Source organism: Acidimicrobiales bacterium (assembly GCA_036399815.1).
Classification (GTDB): domain Bacteria; phylum Actinomycetota; class Acidimicrobiia; order Acidimicrobiales; family DASWMK01; genus DASWMK01.
Window position 1 is genome coordinate 1 of record DASWMK010000052.1, and the last position, 15494, is coordinate 15494.

Sequence of the window (15494 nt, forward strand, 5' to 3'; positions counted from 1 at the left end):
CATGGCCTCGAGGACGACGTTGGGGAGCCCGTCGCGGTCGGCGTTGGCGTCGACCACCGACGGGACGACGACCACGTCGGCTGCCGCGTACAGGGCGGGGAGGTCGGCGTGGGTCCTGCGCCCGAGCAGGTCGACCCGGTCGCCGAGGCCGAGGCGGGCGACGGCCGCCTCCAGCCGGGGCCGCTCCGGCCCGTCGCCGACCAGGCGGAGCCGGCACGGCCGGTCGACCAGGGCCAGCGCCTCGACCAGCACGTCGAACCCCTTCTTCTCGACCAGCCGGCCGACGGCCAGCAGCGACGTGACCGGGCCGCCCGGGGGCGGCGCCGGCGAGAAGCGGTCGAGGTCGACCCCGTGGGCGACGAGGCGGGGGGTGGTGCCGGCGGCCTCGATCGACGCCGCCGTCTCCCGGTTGCAGGACACGACGACGGCCGCGCCGGCGGCCCGCTCGGCCAGCTCGGCAGGGGGCACCTTGCGGACGTCGAGGGCGTGGGCGCTGAACCCGTAGGGCACGCCCAGGCGGGCGGCCGCGGCGGCGGCCACGGCGGCCGGCTGGTGGGCGAAGTACCCGTGCACGCCGGCCACCCCGGCCCCGGCCAGGCGCTCGGCGACCACGGCGGCCTGGGCGTCCACGTCGCCGCCGGGCAGCACCTCGACCAGCGGGTCGATCTCGTCCCACCCCGGCTGGCGCAGGCTCGGGTCGCCCGGCTTCGTGGCGAAGACGGCGGCCAGCATCCCGGCCCGCCGGAGGGCGAGCAGCTCGTTCAGCGCGAACGTCTCGGACACCCGCGGCCACCCGGAGACGACCACGCCGAGGCGGACCTCAGAGGTGCTCGACACGGTCGCCCTCCACCCGGTGCCTCGTGTCGAACACGTAGCTGGCGTGGGCCAGCACGAGGTCGTAGTCGAAGGCGTCGTGGTCGGTGACGATCACGACCGCGTCGGCCGCCTCGACCTCCTCGGCCGACAGCTGCACCCGGCGGGCGGCCCGCGAGGTGGTCACGTCCTCGACCACGTGCGGGTCGGCCACCACCACGTCGGCGCCGTCGTGCAGCAGGCGCTCGACCAGGGCGACGGCCGGCGACTCCCTGGCGTCGCTCGAGTTGCGCTTGTAGGCGAGGCCGAGCACGAGCACCCGCGACCGCGACAGGGCGAGGCCCCGCTCGTTCAGCCCCCGCGCCACCCGGGCGGCGACGTAGTCGGGCATGTGGTCGTTGACGTCGTTGGCCAGCTCCACGAACCGGAACGGCCGGTTGAGCCGGCGCCGCACCGTCCACGACAGGTAGCTCGGGTCGATGGGGAGGCAGTGGCCGCCCACGCCCGGCCCCGGCGTGAACGGCAGGAAGCCGAACGGCTTGGTGGCGGCGGCGTCGAGGGTCTCCCACACGTCGATGCCGAGCTCGCCGGCGAACATGGCGAGCTCGTTGACCAGCGCGATGTTCACGTGGCGGAACGTGTTCTCGACCAGCTTGGCCAGCTCGGCCGACCGGGTCGACGACACGGGCACGGTCTCGGCGACGACCGTGCGGTAGAAGGCGTCCACCCTGGCCAGCGAGGCGGCGTCGACGCCGGAGACGACCTTGGGGGTGGTCTCGAGCGTCCAGCGCCGGTTGCCGGGGTCGATGCGCTCGGGGCTGTAGCCGACGGCGAAGTCGGGCCCGGCCCGCAGCCCCGACCCCTCCTCCAGGATGGGCACGACCAGCTCCTCGGTGGTGCCCGGGTAGGTGGTCGACTCCAGGACGACGAGGCAGCCGGGGGTGACGAGCGGCGCCAGGGTCTCGGCCGCCGAGCGCACGTACGACAGGTCGGGGACGCCCTCGCGCATCGGCGTCGGCACGGTGACGACGGCGACGTCGAAGCCGGCGCAGTCGCGCTCGTCGCGGGTGACGCGGTAGCGGCCGGACGCCAACGCGTCCCTCACGGTCGCGGGCGGCACGTCCTCGACGAAGGAGTCGCCGTCGGCCAGCCGCTTGACCCGGCCGCGGTCGACGTCGTAGCCGGTCACGTCGTGGCCGACGGCGACGGCCCGCATGGCGAGGGGCAGGCCGACGTAGCCCTGGCCGACGACGAGGAGGCGCAGCGGGGTCACGACGCCCTCCGCAGGGCCGGGGCCGGCCGGCGGGCGGCCACCCAGTCGAGCTCGGAGCGCAGGCCGTCGACCAGGGTCACCCGGGGCGCCCACCCGAGCCGGCGGCGGGCCCTCGTGGTGTCGGCGCCGGTGCGGTGGACGTCGCCCCGCTGGGCGGGGCCGGCCACCACCGGCACCGGCGCGCCGGCCAGCCGGCCGAGGATGGCGAGGACGTCGAGCATGGTCGCCTCCTCGCCACCGCCCACATTCAGCACGAAACCGGGGTCGCGGGCGGCCATGGCCCGCACGGTGGCGTCGACGGCGTCGGCCACGTGGGTGAAGTCGCGGGACTGGGTGCCGTCGCCGTACAGCTCGAACTCGGGGCCGCCGAGCGCCGCCTCGCACAGCCGGCGCATGGCCATGTCGGGGCGCTGCCGGGGGCCGTAGACGGTGAAGTAGCGCAGGCCGACGACGTCGAGGCCGAGCGAGCGGTACACGTCGGCCAGGTGCTCGCAGGTGCGCTTGCTCACCCCGTACGGGGAGCGGGGCCGGGTGGCGTCGTCCTCGGTGCACGGGCGGCGACCCGAGAGCTCGCCGTACACCGAGGACGACGACGCGTACACCACCCGCGGGCAGCCGGCGGCGAGGGCCGCCTCCAGCACCCGCTGGGTGGCGAGGACGTTGTCGCGGACGCAGCGCTCGAACCCCTCGCCGAAGCTCACCCGCACGCCCGGCTGGGCGGCGAGGTGGACGACGACGGGGCGGTCGGCCAGCAGCGCGCCGAGGGGCGCCGTCGTGACGTCGGCCCGCACGAGGTCGAAGCGGGGCTCGCCGGCGAGGGCGGCCACGTTCGCCTCCTTCTCGGCCGGGTCGTAGTAGTCGGTGAAGGCGTCGACCCCGGTCACCCGCCACCCGTCGGCGAGCAGCCGCTCGGCCAGGTGGGAGCCCAGGAAGCCGGCACAGCCGGTCAGCACTGCTCGCATGGGCTCCACAGTCGGGGAACGGGGGCGCGGAGCGACAGTGGACCTCCGTGCTAGCCCGATGGTCGTACGACCATCGGGCAGGTGCGCCTCGCGCCCCGCGACGGCGAACATGTCCACATCACGCTGATCGACGACCCCCGCCCCGCGCCGCCGCCCGACCTGGCGGCGCCGTCCCCCGACCCGGTGCCGATCCGGCGGATCATCGGCGCGCCGGAGCCGTCCGGCCGCTGGCGCCGGGGCATCGCCCTGGTGAGCCGGTGGGGCGGCTGGTCGGTGGCCGGCCTCGCCGTCGTGGTCGGCGTGCTCCTCCTCTGGCAGCAGCTGCTCGGCGACCGCCTCGGCGGCGACGTGTGGCTGGGCCGGCCGCCGATCATCCCGATCGCGCCGGCCGTGGCCGACCCCGCCGTCCAGCGGGAGCGCCCCCCGTCCACCGCCCACGTGCCGGCCGCCACCGCGCCGCCCGCCCGCGCCGGCGCCGGTGCCGCTCGCACCGCGCCGTCCACGACCACGACCGCGGCGCCGCCGGCCACGACGGCGCCCGCCCCGCCGGCCACGGTGGCGCCGGCCCCGCCCGCCGCCGCCCCCGCGCCGCCGGCCCCGCCCGCCGCCGCCCCCGCGCCGCCGGCCGCCCCCGCTCCCGGCGACACCGGCACCGCCGGTCCCGGCCCCGGCCCCGCCCCTGCTCCCGGCGACGACGGCGGGTCGAGCAGCGGCCCCGGCCCGGGCGAGGACGACGGCGGGTCCAGCGGGCCCGGCTCGGGCAGCGACGACGGCGCCGAGGCCGACTCCTCCGGCCCGAGCGACTCGAGCGGCCGGGGCTCGGGCGGCGACGACGACGCCGAGCCCGACGACGACCACTCCGGCTCCGGCTCCGGCTCGGGCGACTCGGGCGGGTCGAGCGGCTCCGACGGCTCCGGCGGGTCGGACGAGCCGGCCGGCACCGCCGACCGCCCCCGCCGCTAGCCGGTCCTACGACCATCGTGCACTGGCGGCGCCGGACCCGCCCCGTGCGACCGTCGTCCCCATGAGCCGCTACCTCTTCTCCTCGCACGACGGGTTCGGGCTCGGGCACGTGCGCCGCAACACGCTCGTGGCCACCGCCCTGCTGGCGAGGGACCCGGCGGCCGAGGTCGCCGTCGTCACCGGGCTCGGCGTGCGCCCGGCCTGGCTGGACGACCCCCGCCTCCGGGTCACCAACGTGCCGCCGCTGCTGAAGGACGCCGACGGCGCGTACCGCAACGGCGAGCTCAGCTTCGAGGAGGCCATCGGCCGCCGGGCCGAGGCCTTCGACGCCGCCGTCGCCTCGTTCGCCCCCGACGTCGTCGTCGTCGACCGCCATCCCTACGGGCTGGCCGGCGAGCTGCGGCCGGGGCTCGACCGGGCGGCCCGCTCGGGCGCCGCCCTCGTGCTCGGCCTGCGGGACGTGCTCGACGAGCCGTCCAAGGTCCGCGAGGAGCTGGCCGGGGACGGGTGGGCCGGGGTGGCCGACCGCTTCGACGAGGTCCTCGTCTACGGCGAGCGGGTGCTGTGCGACCACGAGGCCGAGTACGGCCTGCCCCTCGCGCCGAGCTACTGCGGCTGGGTGGTCGAGCGGGTGCCTCCCCGGCGCCGCGACCCGCACCTGCTCGTCGTGACGGCCGGCGGGTCGGGCGACGGCGACGCCGTGTTCCGCCTCGGCATCGAGCTGGCCGTCCGCCGGCCCGGCCAGCGGGCCCTGCTCGTCGCCGGCCCGTACGCCACCCCGACCATCGCCGCCGGCATGCTCCGCCACCCGTCCCTCGGCGGCCGGGTCGAGCTCGTGCGGGACACGCCGGGGTGCGGCCCGCTGTTCGCCGGGGCCGGCAGCGTCGTGCAGATGGCCGGCTACAACTCGACCTTCGAGGCCCTCGCCGCCGGCATCCGGCCGATCCTCGTCCCCCGGCGCACCCCCCGTCGCGAGCAGGCCATCCGGGCGTCGCGCCTCGCGGCCCTCGGGGTGGCCGACGTGGTGGACGAGCCGGCGCCGGCCGACGAGGTCGCCTGGCTGCTCGGCCGGCCCCGCCTCCTGCCCGCCGGCGCGCTCGACGCCGCCGGCATCGCCCTCGACGGGGCCGAGCGGGCGGCCGCCGCCCTCGAGGCCCTCGCGCCGGTCGCCGCCCGATGATCGCCGCCGTCCGCCGCTTCTGGGCCTACGTGTGGCCCTACCGCAGGGCCCTGCTGCTCGGCGGGGCGCTGTCCCTCGTCGAGGTGGGGGTGAGCCTGGCCCAGCCGTGGCCGCTGCGGTGGGTCGTCGACGACGTGCTGGCCGTCGGCGGCGACGGCCCCGCGCCGCACGCCGAGCTCCGCCTGACCCTGGCCGTCGCCGCGCTGGTCGGGCTCGTCGTCGCCGGCGCCGTCGTCAACTACTACGCGTCCCGGCTCCTCAGCGCGGCCGGCCTGCACATCGCCAGCGCGCTGCGGGTCGCCGTCCTCGACCGGCTCCAGCGCCTGTCCCTCGCCTACCACGGGTCCCGCCGGGTGGGGGACCTCGTCGCCAGGGTCACGAGCGACGTGGCCTACACCCAGGACATGATCGTCCAGGTCCTCTCGACGCTCCTGCCGAGCCTGCTGCTCGTGGTCGGGATGTTCCTCGTCATGCTGAGCCTGGACCCCGGCTTCACCCTGCTCGCCCTGCTGGCCACCCCGCCCCTCGCGCTCGCCACCCACCGGTCCAGGCGCCAGCTGCGCCAGGCGGCGAGGGGCGTGCGCAAGGCCGACGGCGTGCTCGCCTCGGCGGCCACCGAGAACCTGTCCTCGGTCCAGCTCATCCAGGCCTTCACCCTGGAGGAGGACCGCCTGCGCCGCTTCCGGGGCCTGTCCGACGCCAGCCTGTCCGCCGGCCTCGAGGCCGTCCGCCTCCAGTCCCGGTTCGGGCCGCTGGTCGAGCTGTCGAGCGCGGCGTCGACCGCCGTCGTCCTCTGGTTCGGCGCCCACCGCGTCCTGGAGGGCCGGCTCAGCCTGGGCGTGCTGCTCGTGTTCCTCAGCTACCTCGGCTCGCTCTACAAGCCCATCAAGTCGCTGTCGAAGCTGTCCCAGACGATCAGCAAGGGCGCCGCCGCGGCCGAGCGCATCACCGACGTGATGACCACCCCGCTCGACATCGTCGACCGGCCCGGCGCCGTGCCCGTGCCGGTGCGGGGCCAGGTCGAGCTCCGCTCGGTGACGTTCTCCTACGGCCGCGAGCCGGTGCTCGACGACCTGTCGTTCCGGGTCGAGCCCGGCCAGACCGTCGCCCTCGTCGGCCCGTCGGGCGCGGGCAAGAGCACGATCGCCGCGCTGATCCCGCGCCTGCTCGACGTGGACGGCGGCGCCGTGCTGGTCGACGGCGTCGACGTGCGCGACCACCCGCTCGCCTCGCTGCGCCGGCGCATCGCGCTCGTCGCCCAGGACGCCGTGCTGCTCGACGGCACCCTGCGGGAGAACCTCGTGTGCGGCCACGCCGGCGCCTCGGACCGCGACGTCGAGCGGGCCGCCCGCCTGGCCCTGGTCGACGAGTTCGCCGCCCGGCTGCCCGACCGGCTCGACACCCACATCGGCGAGCGGGGGGCGAACCTGTCGGGCGGGCAGCGCCAGCGGGTGTCGATCGCGAGGGCGATCCTGCGGGACGCCCCGATCGTCATCCTCGACGAGCCGACCTCGGCGCTCGACGCCGCCTCGGAGGAGCTGCTCGTCGCCGCGCTCGACAACCTGCCGGCCGACCGCACCCGGCTGATCGTCGCCCACCGCCTCTCGACCGTCCGCGACGCCGACCGCATCCTCGTCGTCGACGGCGGCCGCATCGTGGAGTCGGGCACCCACGACGAGCTGGTGCGGGCCGGCGGCCTGTACCACCGCCTCGCCGCCTTCCAGGCCGGCGAGCACCGGGTCACCGGCGCCGCCGCCCGGCCGGCCCGCAACGGCCGGCACCCGGTCAGCCGGGCAGGTGCTCCCGTGCCCACAGCGCCGCCTGCACCCGGTCGGTGACGCCGAGGCGCTGGAAGATGCTCGTCAGGTGGGCCTTCACCGTCCGCTCGCCGATCCCGAGGCGGCGGGCGATCTGCTTGTTGGCGAGGCCCTGACCGACGAGCTGGAGCACCTCGACCTCCCGGCGGGTCAGCTCGCCGGCGTCGGGGGAGCGGCGGCGCTGGTCGAGGAGGACCCGGCCGGCCCTCGGGTCGAGGGGCGAGTCGCCGGCGGCGGCCGACCGCACGGCGTCGATGAGGTCGTCCGGGTCGATGTGCTTCAGCAGGTAGCCGTGGGCGCCGGCGTTCAGCGCCTCGACGATGCGGGACTCCTCGCCGAAGGACGTGAGGACCACGACCTTCACGTCCTCGTCGCCGGCGACGATCAGCCGGGTCGCCTCGACGCCGTCCATGGTCGGCATCGACAGGTCCATCAGCACCACGTCGGGGCGCAGGCGGCCGGCGAGCTCGACCGCCTCCCGGCCGTCCGCCGCCATCCCGACGAGCTCGACGTCGCCCGCCGTCGCCAGCAGCCGCTCCAGGCCCTGGCGGACGATGGCGTGGTCGTCCACGACCAGCACCCGGATCACCGGATCGGCACCTCGAGGCACAGCGTGGTCCCCTTCCCTGGGGTGGAGTCGATCGACAGCGAGGCGCCCATGGTGGCGGCCAGCCCGGCCAGCGCCCGCAGGCCGAAGTGGCCCTCCTTCACCGGGATCCGGCCGGTGTCGAGGCCCTGGCCGTCGTCGGACACCTCGAGCACGGCCGTCCCGTCCGCGCTCGTCACCGACACGTCGACCCGCGAGGCGCGGGCGTGGGCGACGACGTTGCGCAGCGCCTCCTGGGCCGCCCGGTAGATCAGCCGGGTGGCGTCGAGGCCGAGCTTGTCGACCGGGGCCTGCACGACGAGCGAGGTCTCGATGCCCCGCTGTTCGAGCTTGGCCGTCAGGTCGCCGAGCGCCGCCTCCAGCCCCTCCTCGTACAGGTTGGGCGGGTAGATCTCGACGAGCAGGGAGCGCAGCGACCGCACCGAGTCCCGCACCCGGTCCGACGCCTCCCGCACCTGCCGGCCGTCGTTGCCGGTCTGCTCGGCCTCCTTGGCCGCGGCGGCGAGCGAGAACGTCACCCCGGCGAGGTCCTGCACGACGCCGTCGTGGAGGTCGGTGGCGATCCGGCGGCGCTCGGCGTCGGTGGCCTCGATGGCCGAGCGGAGCAGGTCCTCCCGCTGCTGCTGGGTGCGGCGCAACCGGCGGGCCAGCGACACGGCGGACGGCACCTGGAGCAGGGTGAGCAGCACGAGGGCGCCGAGCGTGATCGGCGCGAACCGAAGCCACGCCCGGCGGCCGGCCTCGGCCACGCCGTTGTACCGGAAGTAGGCCTCGAACAGCAGGGGCGTGCCGTCGGGCGTGTGGACCGGCAGGTAGACCTCGAGGAGCTTGGTGGCCGGCTCCTCGTAGCGGTTCTCGGGCTCGGACAGGTCGCTGATCTCGGCCTGCGACTCGCCGCCGGCCAGCACCTCCAGCTCCTCCTCGGCCAGCTCGAAGCGCTGCCCGATCAGGCGGGACTCGTCGGAGTAGAGGATCGTGCCGTCGCGGTCCCAGATCTTCACCCGCACGAGCGAGCCCCGGAGGACCTGGTCGCGCACGGCCCGGTCGACCCGGGCGATCGAGGACGGCGACCGGATGAGGATGCCGTCGTCGAGCACCGGCTCGACGGCGGCGCCGGCCGTCAGGTTCGCCACCCGGTCGGCGTCGTCGATGGCCTCGAGCGTGCCGAGGCGGCGGCTGACGTAGGCGGTGACGACGGCGACGACGATGAGGGTGACGAGGCTGGTCGCCGCGTACCGCAGGACGAGCCGCGAGACCGGCACGCGGTCGTCGAAGACCGAGGTCGGCCGCTGCTCTTCCGCGTCCTCGTGCGGTCGTCCCCCCCGGCCCCTCCGCCACCACGTCATGGCGCCGCCAACATACCGGGGGCGGCGGCGACCGGGGGGCCGCCGTGGTCGACAGGCAAGTCGTCGCTTGCCTATCCTTCCCGACGTGGCGGACGTCTTCCGGGCGCTGGCCGACCCGACGCGGCGGGCGATCCTCGACGAGCTGGCCGAGCGCTCCGGCCAGACCCTGTTCGAGCTGCGCGCCCGCCTCGCCGTCCGGCACGGCCTCGGGTCGACCAGGCAGGCGGTGTCCCAGCACCTGGACGTCCTCGAGTCCGCCGGCCTGGTGCTGACGAGGCGGGAGGGCCGCTACAAGTTCCACGACATCGACACGGCGCCGCTGCGGGCCATCCACGAGCGCTGGCCGCCCGCCGCGCCGCCGGCCCGAGCAAGGGAGCGAGCCGTGCCCCGGATCACCCTCACGAGCGTCCTCGTCGACGACCAGGACAAGGCCCTGCGCTTCTACACCGAGGTCCTCGGCTTCCGGAAGAAGACGGAGGTCCCCCTCGGCGAGCACCGGTGGCTGACCGTCGTGTCGCCCGACGACCCGGACGGGCCCGAGCTCGTGCTCGAGCCCGACGAGCACCCGGCGGCCGGGCCGTTCAAGCGGGCCCTCCAGGCCGACGGCATCCCGTTCACGGCGTTCGCCGTCGACGACGTGCGGGCCGAGCACCGGCGCCTGTCCGCGCTCGGCGTGCGCTTCACCCAGGAGCCGGCCGACCTGGGCGGCGTGACGACCGCCGTCCTCGACGACACCTGCGGCAACCTCATCCAGCTCGTGGCGCCCGCCCCCGCCGGCGGCTGACGGTCAGGCCCAGCCGTTGGCCTCGTCGTAGGCGGCGGCGACCCGCTTGGGCACGCACATCCGCCAGGCGTCGACCACGAGCTCGCGCAGCTCGTCGCGGTCGAGGGCGTCGAGGCGGGCGACCACCCACTGGTAGCGGAGGTCGGAGGCCGGCGGCATCAGGAACTTCTCCGGCTCCGAGGCGACCAGCGCGGCCCGCTCCTCGCGCGGGAAGGCGAACCCCATCGTCGTCTCGTCGCGCGAGAACGCGAGGTAGACGATGCGGCCGACCCGGAACTTCACCCGGTCCCGCACGAGCACCTCGTAGCTGCGGGGCAGGTCCCGGACGATCTCCCGCACGTCGTCGACGGTGACCGGGCTCACCAGTAGCCCGCCATGAGCTCCACCGCCCAGGCCGGCTCCCGCAGGTCGCCCCTCGGCGCGAACCCCGAGAGGTAGGGCTTCACGTCGAGCACCGGGGTGCCGTCGACGGCGTCGAGGCCGACGACGTCCACCCAGCCGGGGCCGACGCCGGCGACCGCGCACACCGTGGTGCCGATGCGGTTGGGCCGGTCCTTGGCCCGCTGGGCGAGGATCCCGACCTCCGGCCAGTCGGCGCGGCCCCGCGGGTGCCGGGTGCCGGTGCACACCGACGACGGGTCGACGAGGTGGAAGAGGAACACGACCTCGACGTGGGAGAAGCCGTCGAGGCCGGCGGTCGCCGACGGCGAGATCGCGGCCGGGTCGAGCTCGACCCTGGCGGTGACCGCGCCCCACTCGTCGTCGGCCACCTCCGCCCGGCCGCCCCGCACCACGCCGATCGGCACCACCTCGTAGCGCTCCACCGCCGTGGCCTACCACGGGGCCGCGGCGGCGGCACGGCCGCCCGCCGGGCCGCGCTGCTACCGTCGGCCGCGACCCCCGGGGGGAGGCGATGGCGATGGTGGAGCCGCTGGTCCGCAGGGACGTCTGGCGGCTGGCGCAGCCGTGGGACGCCGTGACCCATGCGTACGCGCTGGCCGTCGGCCGCATGAAGGAGGAGCGGGCCGACGACCCGCCCAGCTGGCACTGGACCTACCAGACCCAGGTGCACGGGATGGGCGGCGACCCCGGCGACGGGCTGCGCCACCAGTGCCAGCACAACTGCTGGTTCTTCCTGCCGTGGCACCGCTGGTACCTGACGCACTTCGAGCGGATCGTGCGCGCGGTGCTCGCCGTGGTCGACGGGGTGGACGACGAGGTGCGGGCGACGTGGGCCCTGCCCTACTGGGACTACAACGGCGACCCGTCCACCACCCGGTTCCTGCCCTCGGCCTTCCGCGAGCCGTTGCTGCCCGACGGCAACGCCAACCCGCTGTTCGAGTCGGACCGCAACTGGGGGATCAACGAGGCCGAGGTGGCGCTGACCGACGAGGACGTCGACCTCTCGTGGATGGGCGAGACCCGGTACTCGAGCAACGTGGGCGCGCCCAGCTTCGGCGGGGCGGCGACGGCGCGGAACCACCTCGGCGAGGCCCCGGGGGCCCGGCCCGGCGCGCTCGAGCTGACGCCCCACGGGGCCGTCCACATGACCGTCGGCGGGCTGATGAGCGGGTTCGCCACCGCCGGCGGCGACCCCGTCTTCTGGCTCCACCACTGCAACGTCGACCGGCTGTGGGAGGTGTGGCGGGGCACGACCGGCGTCGGGCAGGACCCGACCGAGCAGCAGTGGCTGGACGAGCCGTTCGACTTCCTGGACGAGACCGGGGCGAGGGTCACCGAGACGTCCGCGGCCGTGCTCGACACGGTGGGCCGGCTCGGGTACCGGTACGAGGACGTGGGCGCCCCCGCCCCGATGGCGGCGCCCGTGCGAGTGAGGGAGCGGGCCATGGCCGGGACGGAGGGCGGCGCGCCGCCCGAGGAGCGGCCGCCGGAGCGCGTCGGCGCGTCGGGCGCCGACGTCGTGCTCCAGGGCGACACGGCCGACGTGCAGTTCGACCTCGACCGGCCGCCGGAGCCGGAGCCGGGCGGGCCCGAGCTCGCCGCGCCGCGGCCCCGGCGGGTCATCCTCAACCTCGAGAACATCACCTCCGATGGCCACCCCCGGGTGGGCTACGCCGTGTACCTGCGGTCGGCCGACGGGTCCGAGGAGCACTTCGTCGGCACCATCCCGCTGTTCGGCCTGGCCGAGGCCATGGAGGACGACACGGCCCACGAGCTGGCCTACGCCTTCGACGTCACCGCCGTCGTCGACGAGCTCCGGTCGAGGGACCAGTGGGACCCGGCCAGGGTGGCGGTCTCGTTCCGGCCGGCCAACGAGGCGCTCGCCGTGCGGGCGAGGGACGCCGACCGGGTCGGGCGGGTGCGGGTCGGCAGCGTGAGCGTCGCCTACCAGTGACCGGCGGGCCGTCGCGGCTCGCCGCCTTCCACCCCGAGTGGTGGGTGGCGCCGGCCGCGGCGCTGTCGTGGGCCGCCCTGCCGGCCCTCGTCGGCGGCCCCGCCCACGGCGCCCACGGCGCGCCGCCGGGACTCGCCCGCCCGGCGGCAGGCTGGGTGGTGATGACCGTCGCCATGATGCTGCCGGCCGCCGCCCCCGGCGTCCGGCGGGTCGCGCTGGCCAGCCGCCGCCGGCGGCGCAACCTGGCCATGGCGGAGTTCGCGGCCGGCCACGTCGGCGCCTGGCTGCCCGGCGCCGCGCTCGCGGTGTGGTGGCACGCCGCCGGCCCGGGGCCGTCGGCCGTCCTCGTGGCCGGGCTGCTGGCCGCCGCCGCCGCCTGGGAGCTGTCGCCGGCCAAGCGGCGGGCGCTGCTCGCCTGCCGCCGCTCCGTCCCGCTCCGGCCGAGGGGCTGGGCCGCCCACCGGTCCTGCCTCGCCTACGGCGCCCGCTCGGGCGGGTGGTGCGTGGCGTCCTGCGGGCCGGCCATGGCCGCCGTGGTCGGCGCCGGCCACCATGCCGCGCTGATGGTGCCCGTGGCCGCCGCCATGGTCGCCGAGAAGGTGTGGGTGCGGGGCGAGCGGTTCCGGCCGGGGGTGGCGCTCGGCCTCGGCCTGGCCGCCGTCGCCGTCCTCGCCTTCGGTGCCGCGTGAGCGAGGGGACGAGGGTCGACCGCTGGGTCTGGGCGGTGCGGCTGTGCAAGACCCGCTCGGAGGCGACCGACATCTGCCGGGCCGGCCACGTGCGGGTGAACGGCCGGCTGGCCAAGGCGGCCACCCCGGTGGCGGTCGGCGACCGGGTCGAGCTGCGCCGTCTCGGTCGCATCCACGTCGTCGAGGTGACCCGGCTGGTCGAGGCCAGGGTCGGGGCGCCGATCGCCGTCGAGTGCTACGTGGACCACAGCCCGCCCCCGCCGCCCCGTGACCAGTTCGACCTGCCCCGGCGGGACCCGGGCACGGGCCGGCCGACCAAGCGGGACCGCCGCCAGCTCGACCGCTGGCGGGGCGGGCGGGGCTAGCGGGTTCAGGGCCGACCCGGGGGTGCCGATGGTTCCCCGGTGGGCAGGGGACGCGCGCTCGCACGGTTCGCCGCGGTCGTCGTGGCCGTGCTCGCCGTCGCGCCCCCGGTCGGGGCCCAGACCGAGGCGGCGCCCATCCAGGCGCCCGACGTGGGGGGCGGCGTGCCCGTGGGGGAGACCGGGGGCCTCGTCGACCCGTCCCTCGCCCGGGTCGCCGTGCAGAGCGGGGAGCTGCGGGGCGCCGAGGCCGCGCTGCGGGCGGCGGAGGCGGCCATCGACGGCGCCGACGCGGCGATCGCCGCCGCCGAGGCGGCCATCGGGGACGCCGGCCTCGCCATCGCCGGGGCGCTCGAGGACCAGCGCCGGGCCAGGGAGGAGGTGGCCAGGCGGGAGGCGGTCGAGCGCGAGGTGCAGGCCCGCATCGACCGGCTGTCGGCCGAGGAGCGCCGCAACGCGAGGGCGCTCGAGGCGACCAGGCGCCGCCTCCAGGAGCTGGCCGTCGCCAGCTACGTGGCCGGCGGGGACGCCATGTCCTTCGACGCCCTCCTGTCCTCGGAGAGCAGCTCGCAGTACGGGCGCATGGAGGCCTACGCCGAGATGGCCGACGCCCGCCTCCAGGACCGCATCACCGCCTACCGGGAGGCGAGGGACGCGGCCGGCGCCGCGGCCAAGGTGGCGGCCGGCGAGCTCGAGGTGGCCAGGCGGGAGACCGACGCGGCCCGCCAGACGGTGGCCGACGCCGTCGCCGCCGAGGGCGCCTGGCGGGCCGAGCGGGAGGTGCGGGTGGCCGCCCTCGCCCAGCGGGTGGCCGAGCGGGCCGACCGGGTGGCCGAGCGGGACGCCAGGGTCGGCGAGCGGGCCGAGGCCACCGTGCTCGCCTGGGTGGTGGGCGCCGACTTCCCCCTCGTCGTCCTCGACGCCTACCAGCGGGCCTCGGTGGCGGCCGGGCAGGTCGGGTGCGCCATCCCGTGGTGGGCCCTCGCCGGCATCGGCCGGGTCGAGAGCCGGCACGGCACCTACCTGGGCGGCTCGGTGGCCAGGGACGGCCAGGTGGACCCGGCGATCATCGGCATCCCGCTCACCGGGGCCAACGGGACGGCCGCCGTCCCCGACACCGACGACGGCCGCTACGACGGCGACCCCGTGCACGACCGGGCCGTCGGCCCCATGCAGTTCATCCCGTCGACCTGGCGGGGCGACGGGCGGGACGGCGACGGCGACGGCGACACCGACCCGAACAACCTCTACGACGCCGCCGCGGCCGCCGCCGGCTACCTGTGCCGGGCGGCCGGCGGCGACGTGGCCACCGACGCCGGCATGAGCCGCGCCTTCCTCGCCTACAACCACTCGGACGTCTACGTCCACACGGTCCTGTCCTACGCCAGGGCCTACGCCGCCCTCCGCCTCCCGGTCGGCTAGCCCGTCGCCCCCAGCTCGGCCCTGGCCACCGCCAGCCAGTGGTGCCAGCCGTGGCGCTCGAAGGCGGCGGCCGCCTCCTCGAACCGTCGCCTGGCGCCGTGCCGGTCGCCCATGGTCCGCAGCGCCCGCCCGAGGTCGACGGACGCCTCGGCGGCGTCGGCCGCGCCCATGGCGACGAACGCCGACCGGGCCGCCTCGGCCTCGGCCGCGGCGGTCGCCGGGTCGCCCGCCGCCAGGGCCACGGTCGCCCTGGCGAGCGGGATCCTGGCGGTGACGTAGCCGGGGGAGCGCCCGTCGACGAGCGCCTCGGCGGCGGCCAGCCGCTCGGTCGCGGTGGCGAGGTCGCCGGCGGCGGCCGCGGCCCGGGCGGCGGCGGTCATGGCCAGCGCCGTGTCGGCCGCCGCCCCCCGGTCCCGGCGCCGGCCGCGGGGGCGGAGCAGTGCGAGCACGGCGTCCGCCTCGCGCGCCGCCTCCTCGTGCCCGCCCTCCTCGGCGGCGAGCAGGGCCCGCTGGAGGTGCACCATCGCCCGGCGGACCGGCCGCCGGTCGCCGGCGAGGGCGGCGGCGGCCCGGTCCAGCTCCCGACGGGCGGCCGGGAACGAGCCCTCCAGGCGCAGGACCTCGGCCCGGCGTCGCGCCAGCGCGGCGTCGACGGCCGGGTCGCGGCGGCCGGCGGCGGCCGCCGCCACCAGGCCCAGCTGGCGGCGGGCCCTGGCCAGGTCGCCGGCGGCGTTGGCCGCCGCGGTCGCGATGGCGGCGAGCTCGAGCATCAGGCCCGTCCACCGGGGCGAGGCGAGGGCGAGGGCGGCGTCGAGCGCGTCGGCGGCGTCGGCGAAGCGGTCCTCGACGAGCGCCCGGCGGGCGGCCTCGAGGTGGTGGGCGGCCCGGCGGCCGGCGGCCCCGAGGCGCAGGGCCGGCCA

At 77.0% G+C, this 15494-nt stretch carries 16 protein-coding genes; 8 read left to right on the forward strand and 8 right to left on the reverse strand.

The window, feature by feature from the left end:
* The 3 genes from VGB14_03895 to VGB14_03905 all read right to left on the reverse strand — a co-directional run.
* A partial coding sequence (locus VGB14_03895) for a glycosyltransferase (GenBank protein ID HEX9992050.1) occupies positions 1-837 on the reverse strand: 837 nt, incomplete at its 3' end.
* Positions 821-2086: a nucleotide sugar dehydrogenase gene (locus VGB14_03900; GenBank protein ID HEX9992051.1), complete on the reverse strand. Its 1266-nt coding sequence runs from the start codon at positions 2084-2086 to the stop codon at positions 821-823. The genes VGB14_03900 and VGB14_03895, both read right to left, overlap by 17 nt.
* A complete protein-coding gene (locus VGB14_03905; protein HEX9992052.1) occupies positions 2083-3048 on the reverse strand; it encodes an NAD-dependent epimerase/dehydratase family protein in 966 nt (321 codons plus the stop codon). Before VGB14_03905 ends, VGB14_03900 begins: the two co-directional genes overlap by 4 nt.
* Positions 3049-3129: 81 nt before the next feature.
* Between VGB14_03905 and VGB14_03910 the strand changes: the two genes are divergently transcribed.
* From VGB14_03910 to VGB14_03920, 3 genes are all read left to right on the forward strand, one after another.
* On the forward strand, positions 3130-4011 hold the full coding sequence (locus VGB14_03910; protein ID HEX9992053.1) for a hypothetical protein: 882 nt from the start codon (positions 3130-3132) through the stop codon (positions 4009-4011).
* 61 nt (positions 4012-4072) lie between these two features.
* Positions 4073-5191, forward strand: coding sequence for a hypothetical protein (locus VGB14_03915; protein ID HEX9992054.1), 1119 nt, complete (start codon positions 4073-4075; stop codon positions 5189-5191).
* Entirely contained in the window at positions 5188-7029 is a 1842-nt protein-coding gene (locus tag VGB14_03920) for an ABC transporter ATP-binding protein (GenBank protein HEX9992055.1), read from the forward strand. Before VGB14_03915 ends, VGB14_03920 begins: the two co-directional genes overlap by 4 nt.
* On the opposite strand, the gene VGB14_03925 is transcribed toward VGB14_03920, so the two are convergent.
* Positions 6977-7597 carry a response regulator transcription factor gene (locus VGB14_03925; protein HEX9992056.1) on the reverse strand — a complete coding sequence of 207 codons (621 nt, stop codon included), beginning with the start codon at positions 7595-7597 and terminating at the stop codon, positions 6977-6979. The two genes, VGB14_03920 and VGB14_03925, sit on opposite strands and share 53 nt — an antisense overlap.
* The gene (locus VGB14_03930) at positions 7594-8961 is read right to left on the reverse strand and encodes a sensor histidine kinase (protein ID HEX9992057.1); all 1368 of its coding nucleotides are present in this window, start codon (positions 8959-8961) and stop codon (positions 7594-7596) included. The genes VGB14_03925 and VGB14_03930 overlap by 4 nt, the downstream gene beginning before the upstream one ends.
* Positions 8962-9046: 85 nt before the next feature.
* Here VGB14_03930 and VGB14_03935 point away from each other — a divergent pair, with 85 nt between their 5' ends.
* On the forward strand, positions 9047-9745 hold the full coding sequence (locus tag VGB14_03935; protein ID HEX9992058.1) for a metalloregulator ArsR/SmtB family transcription factor: 699 nt from the start codon (positions 9047-9049) through the stop codon (positions 9743-9745).
* Between the two features lie 3 nt (positions 9746-9748).
* Here the strand turns inward: VGB14_03935 and VGB14_03940 are convergent, their stop codons facing one another.
* Complete coding sequence (locus VGB14_03940) at positions 9749-10108, reverse strand: MmcQ/YjbR family DNA-binding protein (GenBank protein HEX9992059.1); 360 nt, start codon at positions 10106-10108, stop codon at positions 9749-9751.
* Positions 10105-10569 (reverse strand): SAM-dependent methyltransferase, encoded by a 465-nt coding sequence (locus tag VGB14_03945; protein HEX9992060.1) that lies wholly within the window; start codon positions 10567-10569, stop codon positions 10105-10107. The genes VGB14_03940 and VGB14_03945 overlap by 4 nt, the downstream gene beginning before the upstream one ends.
* Positions 10570-10664: 95 nt before the next feature.
* On the opposite strand from VGB14_03945, the gene VGB14_03950 reads away from it, so the two are divergent.
* The 4 genes from VGB14_03950 to VGB14_03965 are packed head-to-tail and all read left to right on the forward strand — an operon-like array spanning position 10665 to position 14574.
* On the forward strand, positions 10665-12101 hold the full coding sequence (locus VGB14_03950) for a tyrosinase family protein (protein HEX9992061.1): 1437 nt from the start codon (positions 10665-10667) through the stop codon (positions 12099-12101).
* Positions 12098-12790 carry a DUF2182 domain-containing protein gene (locus VGB14_03955; GenBank protein HEX9992062.1) on the forward strand — a complete coding sequence of 231 codons (693 nt, stop codon included), beginning with the start codon at positions 12098-12100 and terminating at the stop codon, positions 12788-12790. The genes VGB14_03950 and VGB14_03955 overlap by 4 nt, the downstream gene beginning before the upstream one ends.
* Positions 12787-13155, forward strand: a complete 369-nt coding sequence (locus tag VGB14_03960; protein HEX9992063.1) for an RNA-binding S4 domain-containing protein — start codon at positions 12787-12789, stop codon at positions 13153-13155. Before VGB14_03955 ends, VGB14_03960 begins: the two co-directional genes overlap by 4 nt.
* Positions 13156-13194: 39 nt before the next feature.
* Positions 13195-14574 carry a lytic murein transglycosylase gene (locus tag VGB14_03965; protein ID HEX9992064.1) on the forward strand — a complete coding sequence of 460 codons (1380 nt, stop codon included), beginning with the start codon at positions 13195-13197 and terminating at the stop codon, positions 14572-14574.
* Here VGB14_03965 and VGB14_03970 read toward each other — a convergent pair.
* Positions 14571-15494, reverse strand: a 924-nt coding sequence (locus VGB14_03970; protein HEX9992065.1) for a hypothetical protein, incomplete at its 5' end; no start/stop codon positions are given. The two genes, VGB14_03965 and VGB14_03970, sit on opposite strands and share 4 nt — an antisense overlap.